The sequence below is a fragment of the Intrasporangium chromatireducens Q5-1 genome, assembly GCF_000576575.1.
Taxonomy (GTDB): Bacteria; Actinomycetota; Actinomycetes; order Actinomycetales; family Dermatophilaceae; genus Intrasporangium_A; species Intrasporangium_A chromatireducens.
In genome coordinates this window covers 1-14,538 of sequence record NZ_AWQS01000003.1, presented here as the reverse complement: position 1 = coordinate 14,538, position 14,538 = coordinate 1, and the positions used below count along the sequence as shown (strand labels likewise).

10 protein-coding genes are annotated in these 14,538 nt (G+C 66.0%); 5 read left to right on the top strand and 5 right to left on the bottom strand.

Annotation, left to right across the window (positions count from 1 at the left end; translation table 11 throughout):
* Nucleotides 1–8: 8 nt before the first annotated feature.
* The 3 genes from N864_RS00605 to N864_RS00590 are packed head-to-tail and all read right to left on the bottom strand — an operon-like array spanning nt 9 to nt 2,618.
* Complete coding sequence (locus N864_RS00605) at nt 9–1,016, bottom strand: ParB/RepB/Spo0J family partition protein (protein WP_081793238.1); 1,008 nt, start codon at nt 1,014–1,016, stop codon at nt 9–11.
* Nucleotides 1,000–2,202 carry a DNA adenine methylase gene (locus N864_RS00595; RefSeq protein ID WP_240474144.1) on the bottom strand — a complete coding sequence of 401 codons (1,203 nt, stop codon included), beginning with the start codon at nt 2,200–2,202 and terminating at the stop codon, nt 1,000–1,002. Before N864_RS00595 ends, N864_RS00605 begins: the two co-directional genes overlap by 17 nt.
* Nucleotides 2,196–2,618, bottom strand: a complete 423-nt coding sequence (locus N864_RS00590) for a sulfate permease (protein ID WP_205620831.1) — start codon at nt 2,616–2,618, stop codon at nt 2,196–2,198. Before N864_RS00590 ends, N864_RS00595 begins: the two co-directional genes overlap by 7 nt.
* A 214-nt stretch (nt 2,619–2,832) precedes the next feature.
* On the opposite strand from N864_RS00590, the gene dprA reads away from it, so the two are divergent.
* Nucleotides 2,833–3,837, top strand: coding sequence for a DNA-processing protein DprA (gene dprA, locus N864_RS00585; protein WP_034712170.1), 1,005 nt, complete (start codon nt 2,833–2,835; stop codon nt 3,835–3,837).
* A 25-nt stretch (nt 3,838–3,862) separates the two neighbouring features.
* Here the strand turns inward: dprA and mobF are convergent, their stop codons facing one another.
* Nucleotides 3,863–7,417 (bottom strand): MobF family relaxase, encoded by a 3,555-nt coding sequence (gene mobF / locus N864_RS00580; protein ID WP_476702737.1) that lies wholly within the window; start codon nt 7,415–7,417, stop codon nt 3,863–3,865.
* Nucleotides 7,418–7,744: 327 nt separating this feature from the next.
* Here mobF and N864_RS00575 point away from each other — a divergent pair, with 327 nt between their 5' ends.
* Nucleotides 7,745–8,854 carry a DNA cytosine methyltransferase gene (locus N864_RS00575; protein WP_034712167.1) on the top strand — a complete coding sequence of 370 codons (1,110 nt, stop codon included), beginning with the start codon at nt 7,745–7,747 and terminating at the stop codon, nt 8,852–8,854.
* A 477-nt stretch (nt 8,855–9,331) separates the two neighbouring features.
* On the opposite strand, the gene N864_RS00570 is transcribed toward N864_RS00575, so the two are convergent.
* A complete protein-coding gene (locus tag N864_RS00570) occupies nt 9,332–9,853 on the bottom strand; it encodes a DUF6611 family protein (RefSeq protein ID WP_155892750.1) in 522 nt (173 codons plus the stop codon).
* Nucleotides 9,854–10,502: 649 nt separating this feature from the next.
* Between N864_RS00570 and kdpF the strand changes: the two genes are divergently transcribed.
* Genes kdpF through kdpB form a run of 3 tightly spaced genes read left to right on the top strand, consistent with a single transcriptional unit; the run spans nt 10,503 to nt 14,434 of the window.
* Nucleotides 10,503–10,592, top strand: coding sequence for a K(+)-transporting ATPase subunit F (gene kdpF, locus N864_RS23920; protein WP_081793236.1), 90 nt, complete (start codon nt 10,503–10,505; stop codon nt 10,590–10,592).
* A complete protein-coding gene (kdpA, locus tag N864_RS00565; RefSeq protein WP_034712161.1) occupies nt 10,592–12,265 on the top strand; it encodes a potassium-transporting ATPase subunit KdpA in 1,674 nt (557 codons plus the stop codon). The genes kdpF and kdpA overlap by 1 nt, the downstream gene beginning before the upstream one ends.
* A 3-nt stretch (nt 12,266–12,268) precedes the next feature.
* The gene (gene kdpB / locus N864_RS00560; RefSeq protein WP_034712159.1) at nt 12,269–14,434 is read left to right on the top strand and encodes a potassium-transporting ATPase subunit KdpB; all 2,166 of its coding nucleotides are present in this window, start codon (nt 12,269–12,271) and stop codon (nt 14,432–14,434) included.
* Nucleotides 14,435–14,538: the final 104 nt, after the last annotated feature.

Here is a 14,538-nt window from a genome sequence, read left to right as displayed (position 1 = left end):
CCTCGACCTCAGCCGCGCTGCTCATTCGCATCGATCAGGGCGGTGACCTGTGTGATGAGTTCTCGCCCCAGCCGGCGAACCTCCTCGTAGTCCGGCGTGCCGGCAGTCTGAGTCAGCAAGCGCGCAAACACGGCTACCATCGTGGAGGTCCGTCGACCGAGTTTATCCACCTCAACCATCATCTGGACGGTCTCTTCGTAGGCGTCATCGATGGTCGCTTCCGGCTTCTCGATGAGGTCACGAATCGAGGTGTCGAGCGCAGACTCACCCGTTCCATTCGAGGCTGCGTCCTGGGCCGCAAACTTGATGATCGGCGAGACCTTACGAAGGCTCACCGTGTCCGTGATGACTTGATCGAGGCGCTTCTGGACGAACGCGCTACTCACTCGTTCTTGACCGTACTGATCGAGGATCGCCGGCCGATTGTTTCGGAGTGCGTCAATGACGTTCTTCTTCAACTCCCAGAAGAAGTTGAGTGGAATCGTTTCTTCCCGGATGTAGTCCTGCCACTCGTCAGGAAGGGTAACCACGTAGCGAAGCTGGCGTACCCGTTCGATGGATAGTCCAGTGAGGTCACGCAACTCATTGTCGTTGGGGTCGCGTCCCTCGGACTCCTTAATCTCCTCTGCGAGTCGCTGGAGAGCTTTCGCTGTGGGAATGTCTCGCCAAGGTTCCCTGATCAGGTGGATATTGAACATCTGCTGGAGCACTTCACGGTCACTGCGCTCAGTTGTGATGAGTGCAGGAATCTTGACGTGCCCAAGATCGCGAGCGCACCGGAAACGGCGTTCGCCATCGACCAGAACGTACTTCCCGTCCTTGGGGTACACGACGATCGGAACGAGCACGCCCTCCAAGTCGATGGAGTCGGTCAGACGATCCAGTTCATCTTGGGGAAAATCCAGTCGCGGATTGCGGTCGTTAGGAACCACATCAGCCACATTCAGTTCGCGCAGTTCCGCGGTCACGTTCTGTGATGATTCGGCTTGTTCTTCTTGCTCAGACGAGACAGACATATAGATTCTCCATTGCTGACTTCTTTGAAGCGCCCGTTGAAGCACCCATCGTTGAATGATTTGCCTCGTACGAGTGAGTCTCAACTTCACCGAAGTATTGGCGGGCAATCTCGGCGACAGACATTCCGGCGTCACCAAGCAATCCGCTTGACGGGTAACTGATGACGAGCGGTACCCGCATCCTCGCCACGTTCCGGCAGAGGTCATGGAAGGACGCGACCACGGCAGTCTTCAGGGAGAAGCCCGTCGTGAAACGATCGGATCGATTCCTCCCGGCACCGCTAGAATCCGGAAAGTCGTAGCGGTACAGCGTCTCGTACATGTGGTAGTACCTGCTGTACTGATCCTTTGTATATGGCGGGTCTGCGTAGACCGTCCCGATATCTCGGAGTTCACCGGCACTAACGAGATCAAGGGCATCTCCCACATACACAGAGTTCTGACACCTCCATGACTCGGAGCCAACTTGTGAAACTGCATCGAGCGAGTTTGCGAACTCGTCCCAGAGTGAACGTGACCAAGTACGCACGATCCGGGTGTGAGCTGATGCAGAGTTCGGCCGAAGATATTGGGCCGTGTGGCCCGGAGCGTTAACAAGGACGGATGCGCCGGCGATCCAGGCCGCCACGATCCAGTCACGCTCGTCTAGCCGATCATCGCTATCAATTGCGGCCCGCGCGGCGTCCAGCTCGATTGCCTGTCGAAGGCTGAGATAGCCGGCAGAAAAATAGAGGGTCGCCAACTCGTAGTGTGCAAAACCACTCGATTCAGCGGCCGTTCTCGCGGCACGACGACGAGTAGCGGAGTTGCCTACGTGTTGCGCCTTGTCCATGTAGCTGAGCAGATCAGTCCGTGAGCCATCGAGCGCAATGGCTTCGCTCTTCAACTCAGAGGCGTACGCCTGCTCCAACTCTTGGAGCCTTGCCTTGTATTTGGGCAGCAGGCGTTCCACCACCTCGGCTGAGCTGGATTGACGATCCTGGCCGGTGAACCGCGCTCTTGACAGGGCTGCCGTGAAGCTCATCGCGTCGTTCGTGACCACCGAGGCCGTCTCCTTGAGGCTCTCGGCTACGCTGCCCATGCCCGAGAAGAGGTCCACAACCCGTCCATCGGGTTCGAGCTGGGCGATGGCATCACGCACGTGATCCGCCATGTGGCGCTTTGTGCCCATGTAGCGGACTACCACGTACGCACTCCTCTCGATCGAACCTCTGCTCTAACGGTATCGGCCGGCTTGGACACTGACTCAGGGACGCGCCGGTGGGTCTGCGGGCGCGTTGGGTCCGTCGGGTGTAGTGGCCGCTGTCTCGCAGCGAAACGAGCCCGAGCGAGCAGAGCGATGCTTGTCGGGCCGATCCAGATGAACTTGAGGGCGTTCCAGACGAGCAGCAGGACCAGCAGGTAGAGCCAGCCGGGGCCGTCGTCGTTGATGATCGTGGTGCAGATCGCGGCGGCGTAGAAGTAGGGCACGGCCAGGAGCATCGCAGGGATGCCCCACTTGAGGCCGCGTCTGGTGCGGATGGTGTTGAGCAGCAGGTTGGTGGGTGCGTAGCGGAGTACGCCGTAGCCTCGTGCGCTGAGCGCGACAGATGTGCGGAGCATCGCGGGTCTCTCTTTCCTCGTCATAGCGCGACGGTGTTCCGTCGTGGAGGCGGCTATGAACCGAGTGCCCTCGAAGGGGCCGTCCCGTAGGACCCGCGTAGCTAAAGAACCTGCCTCGTCGCCCAGTCTACGACCGTGCTCCGACAGAGGGAACCCGTCGTCGGCGGGCAGGCGTGTACCTCGTCGGTGACCTGGGAGCGAGAGGACACCGATCATGACGACGTTGGCGGAGCAGATGCAGGGAGAGCGGATGGCACGGATCACGCTGTCGATGATCGCCGAACCGAACGACCCGACCACCGGGTACGTCCTCACCCGTCACGGCGGGGTCGAGACGCTGCGGCTGATCGAGGCGGACGACGAAGTCCCCGGCCTGGCACGCGCCGACGTGCTGATGTGGCGCGAACGGCTGACAGCGCGGGTCACACCCGGAGTGCTGGATCAGATGGCTCAGGCGGAGCGGCACGGGTTCGGCACGCTCATCCCGTCCGACAAGGAATGGCCGGCCGGGCTGAACGACCTGGGCGAGCGTGCCCCGTACCTGCTGTGGACACGCGGCGCGGCCTCGTTCTTGACGACGGCGCTGAGTGATCGGGCCACAATCACAGGCGCTCGCGCCGCGACCTCCTACGGCGAGCACGTCGCCGGCGAGCTGGCGACGGGGCTGGCCGATGAGGAACGGGTCGTCGTCTCCGGTGGCGCCTACGGGATCGAAGGTGCCGCGCACAAGAGCGTGCTCGCCGCGAGCGGACACACGATCGCCGTCTTGGCCGGCGGGCTGGACCGTCCCTACCCTGCCGGGCACAGCGAGCTGCTGCGTCGCATTGGAGATGTCGGGCTGCTGGTGAGCGAGCTGCCGCCGGGCGCCGCGCCGACCAGACACAGGTTCCTGGCTCGCAACCGCCTGCTGGCGGCACTCTCGGGTGCGACCGTGATCCCCGAGGCCAGTCCGCGATCCGGGTCGATGACTACAGTCATGGCCGCGCACGAGCTCGGCCGGGGCGTCGGCGCGGTGCCCGGTCCGGTGACCAGCGTCGCGAGTGCGGGGCCGAACGAACTCATCAAGCAAGGCTTCGCCTCTCTCGTGACTCACACCGGCAATGTGATTGACCTGCTCGACGCCGACAGGACCCCGGACCGGACTGTGACGCGGCCCGAGGTCGGACGCGAGTTCGGGCACCGGCGCCCGTCGCCGGGCACGACGGGACGTTCTCTCTGACGGTCGGCCCGTCGCTGGTCGGGTCTCACAAGCTCCGTGTAGGACGTGATGCGGCCGCTGGCCGCACCGGATCAGCCGTCGCGCCTTCGTGGGCGATCGCCTGGGCGCGGTTGAGAGCGGCGCGGGCGCGGATGGCGTCGATCTTCTGGCTGGTGCTCTCCGGCGTCGGGCCGAGCGGGGTCCGGTCATCGGTGATGCCGTAACGGTCGCGGTAGGCGGCGATGGTGCAGGCGGCACGCCACCACGCCGCCTTCTGCTTCTCGCCCCTCGGCGCCGTGCCGAGGTCTGCCGTCCACGGTTCCTCATCGGTCAGAGAGCCACGGAGCACGGCGTCGGCGCGGGCCTCGATCAGCTCGCGGCGCTCGTCCAGGGCTTGCCGCATGTCGTCTGCCATCTGTCCGCCGGCGTGCGGGATCAGACCGACGATCAGCCTCGGGGGCTTGCGGGTTCGGCCTGATCCGGCGGGCCGGGCGGTGGCTCGTGCAACGCGGGCGTGAAGGACGGAGGCGATGTCGTCGGCATCTTCCAGGCTCCGCGCGGCGACCAAACGCGGGAGCAGCACGTCGAGGTCGTGATGGTTGGCTTCGGCGTGACGCAGCTCGGCCGACAGGGCGCCGTAGGCGTCGGAGTCGAGCACGTCTTCGATCTGCTCGGCGGTGAGCCCGGACGTTTGTAGGAGGGCGGCCCAGCGGTCGTGCTGGGCGGCTTGCGCGATGGTGTCGTACTCGGCCGCGAGTTGGGCGATCGAGCCCCAATGCTCTTGCTCGGCGGTGATCGTCTCGTGCGCCGACAGCTCGGCACCGATGTGCTGGAGTACGCCGTACAGGATGCTGCGGGCGGTGACGTTCGGGTTATCGCCGGGATGCGGCACCGCGTGTTCGGCATCCTCTCGATCGACGGCGACGTAGGCGTGGTTGCTGTGGGCGCCGCGGGTCATGGAGACGTAGAAGTTCTCCCGCGTCGTGGTGGCGGTGACGACCGCGTGCGCGGTGTCGGTCGTGACGCCCTGAGCGCGGTGCGCGGTGACCGCGTAGCCGAGGTCCAGGTGCTCGGCCACGTAGTCGGCCGGCAGGACGATCCCGCCGCCGAACCTGCGCCCGGCCGGACGGATGCTGACCGACCCATCCTCCCGAACCCCGGTGACGATCCAGCGGGAGCCGTTGCGGACCCACGTTCGGCCGTTGCGGAGCCGCCGGTCGTTCTCACGGGTGATGACCAGATCGCCCTCCGAGACCGCGGTGCCGTCGCGCAGGGCGAGTTCGCGAGTGGGATTCACGGTGCCGTCGATGATCCGTTCCGCCCGCGCCCTGGTGTTCAGCTCGGTGACGGTCGCGTGGGTCTCGGTGACCAGGATCGACGCGCGCCCGGCGGCAAGATCACGCCGCCACGCGGTGTAGGCGGCGTCGACCATCGCTTCCTCATCGCCCCCGGTGATCCGGCGGTGCTCGATCAGGGTGTCGATCGCCTCGGTGCGGCCGTGGCGGAGTTGGAGCGAGGTGGTCTTCTCCCACTCGTTCGTGAAGCGGTGCAGATCGGTCAGCTCGGGGGCGTCGTCGCGGGCGTGCACGAGCATGGCGAAGCTCCCGCCGGCGCCGGGTGATTGGAGCTGGCCCCAGTCGCCGACCAGGAGGACTTTCGCGCCGGCCTTCTCGGCCTCGCGGGTGAGCCGATCCAACGACATCGTGCCGGCCAGGCTCGCCTCGTCGATGATGACGAGCTGCCCGGCCGTGAACGTGGTCCCGTACATGATGTGGTTCTGCCACCACTTCGCCGTGTTCTCGGTGGCGATGCCGAGGTCATCGGCGAGGACCTGCGCGGCGACCGCCGAGGGGGCGAGCCCGATCACCGAGCCGGTCCCGTGCTCCTTCTCCCACGCCCGGCGGAGTCCGTTCATCGCGGTGGTCTTCCCGGCCCCGGCCGGGCCGACCAGCACGTCCACTACACGACCGGAGACCGCGACCGCCGCAAGGGCCGTAGCCTGATCCTCGCCGAGCACCCGGCCGCGTGCGTCGGGCTTGCGGGCGATCCTCTCGACCGTCTCCAACGGCACCACCGGCCCGGAGGTCTCCGCGGCGCGCGCCAGGAGTCGGTCTTCGGCGGCCAGCAGGGCTTCGGATGAGAACAGGGCCGAGGCGTGCGGCCGGAACCGGGAGGTGCCATCCACGCGGCGGAACTGCAACGGGCTCGATGCCAGCTCCGGCGGCGTCAGCCGCAGCGAAGCGTGCTCTGCGGCATCGACCACGAGCCCGGTGATCGCCTCCCGATCCTGGATGCTGGCGAACCGCCACCCCATCAACTGCCGGGATGCTTCGGCGTGCAGGTTCCAGCGGGTCCAGGTCGAACGCTTCTCACCGACCGTCTCCATCACGGTCTGCCCGACCTCGCGCACCACATCCAGCGGCACGTCGTCGGCGCGCAGCACCCGCCGCGGCACCTGCGCGTTGGCCGTGGTGAGCGTGCACGCCCAGCCATTCGCGTCCCGGCGCAGCACCCGGCCGGCGCGTTGCCGCCATTCACGGGTGAGGTCGGCCAGCGAGCGGACCTGCTTCTCCGGCCGGGTGGCGAGCGTGGCCTGTGCCCGGAGTTTCAGGACCGTTCGGGCGGAGGGCTGCCTGCCGTGCTTGGCGACGTACTCCGCGATGAGGCGGTCTTTCTCGGCCTCGATGTGCCGTGACCGAGTGGAGAACTCGGCCACGAGCTCGTCGGGCACGCCCTCGACTTCCCATGCCGGGTTCCGGTCCCTGCCACGTTCGCGCGCTTCCCACTCGACGCCGAGGACACGGGTGAGCTGATCGGCCAGAGCAGCGTTGTAGAACTCGGAAACCGCGACGACCACCGCGTGCATCGGCCGGCCCGCAAGGGTCCGCCAACGCCCGTCCTGCACAGTCAGGACCTTGTTGCTGATGACCACGTGCGTGTGCAACTGCGGGTCGCCGGCGCGGCTGTCGTAGTGATCGAACGCCGCCGCCACGACTCCGGCGACATCGACGTGCGCAACCGCTCCGTCCGGGCCGGTTGCACCGACGCGGGTTGCGGCAACCTCGCGTTCGAGGAACGCAACCAGCTCTGCAACCGCCGCATGATGAGCGTCCGCGATCAGGGCTTGGGTGCCAGCGTCCGCAACCGCCCAGATCGTGGAGACTGACTTCGGCACGCTGAACGTGAAGTCGTAACCGGCTACCGCACGCCGGGTGCCGCGCTCGGCTTCCTCCGCCTCGATCGCGGCCACTTCGTGCGCTCGAGTCGCCGGCCCCAACTCGGGGTCGAGAGCGTCGACGCGCTGCTTGATCCGCTCAGTGATCGACGCGAACTGCTGATAGGCGCGGCCCAGCGGCTCGCCCGTGATCGGGTCATGGCCCATCCCGACCAACAGCGCGAGCTGAGCTTCCGAGACCTGCGCCCCCTCGACCAGCTCGCCGCGCCCGAGCCGATCCAGCCCCGAGCCCATCCAGAAGCCCGGCGGCGTCCCCGCCTCCGCGTAGTAGCGGGTCAGCGGCGTGCTCAGGCTCCGGTCGCCGTCGCCCGCGGCGATGGACTTCAACAGGTACTTGTAGCCATCGCCCGCGCTCATCACGCGCATCGAAACCGTCACCTGGGCTGCTCCTTCCGCCGCCGTTCGGAGGGCAGGTGAGCCCGCGAGCCCGGTCGCATCCGATGCGACTCGGGACGGCTCGCGCCTCGTCTGAAAGACGTGTGATGGCTCGGGGAGTCGGTGGCGGAGGATCGGCGGCTCCGCCTGAGTCACGGACTCCGAAGCACGCGGGGTGGTGTGCCGAGTGCGGGCATGGCACCGCCGACGAGGTATGGCGGCAGTGGTTCGGGGGGTCGTGCACCTGGTCGCTGACCAGCCCGGCGGTGACCTCGTGCGTGAAGTCCGACCGGGGATCACCCGTCAGCCGGAGCCCTCATGCACGACCCTCACGACCGAACTCGCCCGCTCAAGGTCGGATCGCTGTTCTCCGGGTACGGCGGACTCGACCTCGCCGTCGAATACGCCCTCGATGCCGAGACGATCTGGTTCTCCGAGAACAACCCACCCATCGCGCGCGTCTTCGCCCATCACTGGCCCGACGCCCCCAACCTGGGCGACATCACCACCATCGACTGGCGCGCCGCCGAGTATGTCGACGTGCTCTGCGGCGGCTTTCCGTGCCAGGACGTCTCGACCGTGGGAAAGCGCGCCGGCCTCGCGCCGGGCACCCGCTCCGGGCTGTGGTCGCACATGGCCGACGCGATCGACGCGCTGCAACCCCAGCTCGTCGTCATCGAGAATGTCCGCGGCTTGCTCTCCGCACCCGCCATTCGACCGCCCTCGGAAGGAAACGACGATGCGCAACGCAACCTCGACGACCATGCAACCCCCGGCGATGCACCCCTTCGCCATCTGGAACCCGACCCGTGGAGCCTGGGAGACCTCGCAGCTCGACCTCTCCGGGCAGCCGGCGCCGTACTCGGCGATCTGGCCGACCTGCGGTACGACGCGCAATGGATCGGCTTACCGGCGTCCTTTGTCGGCGCTCCTCACCATCGTTTCCGCATCTTCATCGTCGCCCAACATGATGTTCCGGACCCCGCTCGCAACGGACTCTTCTCGCGGTGGAGAGAGCCTGGATCAGGTACGGGCGCGGCATGGGACGATCGCCTTGTCGCACCAGATCATCGACCTCGCCTTGAACGGGCCGGGTGGCTCTCCGAGCAGATGCGACGAGTCGGAGACCTTGTGGACCCTGATCGACGGACTGTTCGGCGCTGGGGACGCTACGCCCGAGCCATCGCACAATGGGAGCACGTCACCGGACAGGATGCACCCGCTCCCGCCCTCCTAAACGACGGCAGAGGTCCGCGTCTGGCACCCGCGTTCGTGGAATGGCTCATGGGTCTCGAACCCGGCTGGGTCACCGACCCCGGGTACGGGCTCACTCAAAACCAGCAGATTACTGCCCTCGGCAACGGAGTCCTCCCGCTGCAAGCGGTGACCGCTCTGGTCAAGGCTGTGCAGCGCGAACAGGCTGCGTAGGCGTGAAGGAAGGGTCGGGGGTCGGGTTCATGCGAGGACCAATCGCGGCGTGACTCATGCGGGCGATGGAGTCCCTTGGCAGCCGGCGGCCGCGGGCACCGAAACTTGACCTTGATCCTGCATAGACCTCGCATCCTGATTGCAGAGCTTATGCGGCGGCACGATGGCTGCACGTGCCATGCAGGCCGATCTAGCGGGGGTGGACACCTCGTCTCGACTCAGCGATCACCGGGCACGGGTCTAGTGCCATGTGGGCGGGCGACCTGCTCCGAGTCGAGACACCCGATGGCCAACGCGCGTCGTTCGGAAATCCAGAGATGGCGGAGGAACATCCGCGTCCTCATCCTCAGCAGGCGCCGTCTCAGTTATAAGGACCTTCTGATCTTGGCAACGGCGCGCGACACGGCAAGCGAGTGCGGTTGTGGCACGCGCTTTGTGCCACGCGGTTGGTGGATGTTCGATGATGGTCATGGCCAGTCAACGTCGTAGTGAGATGGCGGGGATACGGAAGTAGACCTCGGCCCAACGTCGCTCGTATTCGGCCGGCGTCAGGAACTCACTTGTGCGAGCGTTGTCGAGTGCGATCAAGGCCCTGTGGCAGGAAACAAGTAGATCAGGGTTGCCATCAATGGTCGTGCTGGGGGCGGCGCGGAAGTTGACCTCGACCGTAAGTGAACGCGTCTGGTCGCGAAGCCTGCGCGTCAGGCGTCGAGTCACGAGGCCGAACGCGGCGGCAGTTGCAAGGACGCTTGTGAGGAGCGCCCAGCTTGGCAGCCCGTCGATGAGAGCGGCAATCAAGAGTCCGGCTGAGGAGCCGTATGCCGGTGCGATCCGGTCGATGGCGATCAGCCTCCGATCACGGCTCGTCGTGCCAGGAGGATGCACTTCCAGGAAGAAGAGTTGTGTTCCGTGTGCGGGACCGAGCGTGCGGACCGTACCCCAGCGCCTAGTGAGGGTCCTGACTTCCTGGAGCCGGTCGATCATGTCGTGGGTGCTCACGGTCCGGCCGCCTAGACCGCGGCTCGCGGTCCGCTGGGTGAGGTCGCGCAAGCGCCACCCCGCGCCGCAGCCTTTACGCTCATCTCCCCATTGGATCGGGTATCGGAAACCCGCGCCGTATGGACAGCGCGAGGATTCACCCAAGTCCTGTATGCGTTCCGTTAGACCAGATGATCTTCGTCTGTCTCGGCGCCCCATCTCGTGGTTGGTCGCGTGGAACCGCCCGCTGTCCGAATCTCTTTTCGCTCGTCGACGAGCCGGCATGCCAAGGAGCCCCTTCACATACGTCAAGCGTGTCCTGTGGGGACTCCGACCGCGACCGACGACGGGAGCCACCGTGGCCGCCGTACGCGCGCTCGGCCGACAGGCCCTTGACATCGCTTGATCTTGATCGTCCGCGTGCGGCCGGGCCCCGACCGTATGGACGCCGCGAGTGTTCGGGCCAATCTCGTATGCGTTCTGTTAGTCCTCGTGATCTTCGCCGTTTGAGGGTGTTGTCTCAGGAGTCGCGTCCCGAAATACGCATGCGGTCATCGCTTGGTGACCGACCTGAGGAACGGAGCTTGCTCGTGCTAGACATCGTGTTCATCGCCGGTGTGATTGGTCTGTTCGCGCTGATCGGTCTGCTCGGTAAGGCGTTGGAGAAGCTGTGATCATCTTCGAGCTGGCCGCTGCGGTGCTCGGTGTCGCGGCCGTCGTCTATCTCGTCTTCGCGCTCATCAAGCCGGAGCGGTTCTGATGGGGTGGCTGTTTGCGATCGCCGCACTGGCGACGGTCGCCTTGTTCCTGGCGGTGGTGCACCGTCCGCTTGGGGACTACATGGCGTGGGTGTACAGCGCCCCCAAGCACTGGAAGATCGAGCGGGGCATCTACCGGCTGATCGGCGTCGACGCCAAGAGCGAGCAGACCTGGCAGGCATACCTGCGGGGGGTGCTGGCGTTCTCCGCGGTGGGTCTGCTGCTGGTGTACGGGCTGCAGCGGCTGCAGTGGTGGCTGCCGTACTCGCTGGGCCTGCCTGCGCCGTCGGAGCACCTGTCGTTCAACACGGCCGCCTCGTTCGTGGGGAACACGAACTGGCAGTCCTACTCGGGTGAGCTGACCCTCGGCTACACGGTGCAGTTCGCGGGCCTTGCCGTGCAGAACTTCGTGTCCGCGGCGGTCGGGATGGCGGTGGCGATCGCCCTCGTGCGCGGCTTCACGTACCGCCGCAGCGGCACGATCGGCAACTTCTGGACCGATCTGGTGCGCGGCACCATCCGCATCCTGCTGCCGATCGCGGCGATCGGTGCGATCGTGCTGCTCGCCGGCGGGGTGATCCAGAACTTCAACGGCTTCACCGAGGTGAGCACGCTCACCGGGGGCGCCCAGTCGATCCCCGGTGGGCCGGTCGCCTCGCAGGAGGTTATCAAGCTGCTGGGCACCAACGGCGGCGGCTTCTTCAACACCAACTCCGCCCACCCCTTCGAGAACCCGACCGCCTGGACGAACGTCGTCGAGGTGCTGCTCATGCTGGTCATCCCGTTCTCACTGCCGCGCACCTTCGGCCGCCTCGTCGGAGACAAGCGGCAGGGCTACGCGATCCTCGTCGTCATGGGCGTGCTGTTCGTGGCATCCTTCGCGATCCTCACCGCGATCGAGAGCGGAGGGATGGGCACCGCCCCGCAGCTCGCGGGCGGTGCAATGGAGGGCAAGGAGCAACGGTTCGGGATCATCGGCTCGACCCTGTTCTCGACCACCTCCACCGGCACCTCTACCGGCGCGGTGAACGCGATGCACGACTCCTACACCGCGCTGGGCGGCATGATACCGATGCTCAACATGATGCTCGGCGAGGTCGCACCCGGCGGGGTCGGCTCCGGCCTGTACGGGCTGCTGGTTCTGGCGGTGATCGCGGTGTTTGTCGCCGGTCTGCTGATCGGACGCACCCCGGAGTACCTGGGCAAGAAGATCGGGCCACGGGAGATCAAGCTGGCGAGCTTGTACATCCTCGTCATGCCGATCCTCGTGCTGACCGGCACCGCGCTGAGCTTCGCGATACCCGGCGTCCGGGACGAGGTGACCTCGGTGTCGATCTGGAACCCCGGCGTGCACGGCATGTCGGAGGTGTTGTACGCCTTCACTTCGGCCGCCAACAACAATGGGTCCGCGTTCGCCGGGCTCACTGCGAATACGCCATGGCTGAACGTCACTCTGGGGCTGGCGATCCTGCTGGGCCGATTCGTCCCGATCGTGCTGGTGCTTGCCCTGGCCGGATCGCTTGCCGCGCAGGACAAAGTCCCTGCCACCGCGGGGACCCTGCCGACGCATCGGCCTCAGTTCATCGGTCTGCTGACCGTCGTGACGGTGCTGGTTACCGCTTTGACCTTCTTCCCCGTTCTCACGCTGGGTCCCCTGGCGGAAGGGCTGCTCTGAATCATGTCCACAACAACTTCATCCGTCCACAGCTCATCTGCCGGCAGCTCATCCGCCGGTAGCGGCATCCCTCGCGGCACCTTCTCCTGGGTGCAGCTCGTCACGGCGGCACCGGGTGCGTTCCGCAAGCTCGACCCGCGCCAGCAGTGGCGCAACCCGGTGATGTTCATCGTTTGGGTGGGGGCCGTGCTGACCACTGCTCTGGCGATCGCGGAACCGTTCCTCGGCGGGCCTGCTTCCTCCGGTGGGACTGCAGTGCCGTGGTCGTTCACCTGGGCGATCGCGGTTTGGCTGTGGCTCACGGTGCTGTTCGCCAATCTCGCCGAGGCGGTGGCCGAAGGCCGTGGGAAGGCGCAGGCGGAGTCGCTGCGCAAGACCCGCAGCACTACCACCGCTAGCCGTGTTACCGGACACTACGACGCGGTGACCGACGCAGGGGCGGAACGAGCGTTGCTGCAAGCTGTCTCCTCGGCCGAACTGCGGCTCGGAGATGTCGTGGTCGTCTCGGCGGGTGAGCTGATCCCCGGCGACGGTGACATCGTGTGGGGAATCGCGTCCGTGGATGAGTCGGCGATCACCGGGGAGTCTGCGCCGGTGATCCGGGAGTCCGGCGGCGACCGCTCTGCCGTCACCGGCGGCACCCGGGTGCTCTCGGACCGGATCGTGGTACGCATCACCTCGCGACCCGGCGAGACGTTCGTGGATCGGATGATCGCCCTGGTCGAGGGGGCCGCGCGGCAGAAGACCCCGAACGAGATCGCGCTGAGCATACTGCTGGCCGCGCTGTCGATCATCTTCGTTACCGTTGCCCTCACGCTCAACCCGATCGCCTCCTACGCGGCCAGCCCGGTGAGCATCACCGTGCTGATCGCGCTGCTGGTGTGCCTGATCCCCACCACCATCGGGGCACTGCTGTCGGCGATCGGGATCGCCGGCATGGACCGGCTCGTGCAGCGCAACGTGCTGGCCATGTCCGGTCGTGCCGTGGAGGCCGCCGGGGATGTCACCACCCTGCTGCTGGACAAGACCGGCACGATCACCTATGGCAACCGCCGTGCCAGCGCGTTCGTCCCGCTTGCTGGCATCCAGCCGGGCGAGCTGAGTCGTGCTGCCGCGCTCGCCTCCCTCGCCGACCCGACACCGGAAGGGGCATCCATCGTGGAGCTCGCCGGTGCCGAGGGCGTTGAGGTCACACCCAGTGGGGGTGAGGTCGTCCCGTTCACCGCGCAGACCCGGATGTCCGGCCTCGACCTGTCCGATGGGACCCAACTGCGCAAGGGGGCCGGTTCGGCGATAACGTCATGGCTGGAGGCCGATGGCCGGCCCCTGCCGTCCAGCGTGATTGCCGAGGTCGAGGAACACACCGAGCACATCTCCCGCTCCGGGGGAACACCGCTCGTCGTCGCTATCAAAGCCCCCGGCGTCCCCCCGCAGATTCTCGGGATCGTGCACCTGAAAGACATCGTGAAGGACGGACTAGCGGACCGCTTCGCCGAGCTGCGGTCGATGGGCATCCGCACCGTCATGATCACCGGCGACAACCCGCTGACCGCTGCGGCGATCGCGAAAGAGGCCGGCGTCGATGACTACCTCGCCGAGGCCACCCCCGAGGACAAGCTCGTACTCATCCGTAAGGAGCAAGACGGCGGCAATCTCGTGGCGATGACCGGTGACGGCACCAACGACGCGCCCGCGCTGGCCCAGGCGGATGTCGGGGTCGCGATGAACACGGGCACGTCGGCAGCGAAAGAAGCAGGCAACATGGTCGATCTCGACTCCGATCCGACCAAGCTCATCGACATCGTACGGATCGGAAAGCAGTTGCTCATCACTCGCGGGGCGCTCACGACGTTCTCGATCGCGAACGACATCGCGAAATACTTCGCAATCATCCCAGCAATGTTCATGGGGGTGTTTCCCGGTCTTGCGGTGCTGAACATCATGGGACTGCACTCACCTGCATCGGCGGTGCTCTCCGCGATCATCTTCAACGCCATCATCATCGTGCTGCTGGTGCCGCTCGCGCTCCGCGGTGTGAAATACCGCGCACTGAGCGCGTCCAAGACACTGAACCGCAACCTGCTCATCTACGGCGTCGGCGGAATCATCGCGCCATTCGTTGGGATCAAACTCATCGACCTCGTAGTCAGCCTGATCCCCGGATTCTGATTCACCAGTGAAAGGTCATCATGAATACCCACATTCGCGCGAACACGCGCGTCATCCTCGTCGCCGCACGCGCCATGCTGGTGTTGACGGTTGTTCTGGGCGTG

Bases quoted from the DNA above. Each gene is read 5' to 3' on its own strand.
- N864_RS00605 (WP_081793238.1), bottom strand. From the start codon at position 1,016: ATGTCTGTCTCGTCTGAGCAAGAAGAACAAGCCGAATCATCACAGAAC.
- N864_RS00590 (WP_205620831.1), bottom strand. From the start codon at position 2,618: ATGCTCCGCACATCTGTCGCGCTCAGCGCACGAGGCTACGGCGTACTC.
- dprA (WP_034712170.1), top strand. From the start codon at position 2,833: ATGACGACGTTGGCGGAGCAGATGCAGGGAGAGCGGATGGCACGGATC.
- mobF (WP_476702737.1), bottom strand. From the start codon at position 7,417: ATGCGCGTGATGAGCGCGGGCGATGGCTACAAGTACCTGTTGAAGTCC.
- N864_RS00575 (WP_034712167.1), top strand. From the start codon at position 7,745: ATGCACGACCCTCACGACCGAACTCGCCCGCTCAAGGTCGGATCGCTG.
- kdpA (WP_034712161.1), top strand. From the start codon at position 10,592: ATGGGGTGGCTGTTTGCGATCGCCGCACTGGCGACGGTCGCCTTGTTC.
- kdpB (WP_034712159.1), top strand. From the start codon at position 12,269: ATGTCCACAACAACTTCATCCGTCCACAGCTCATCTGCCGGCAGCTCA.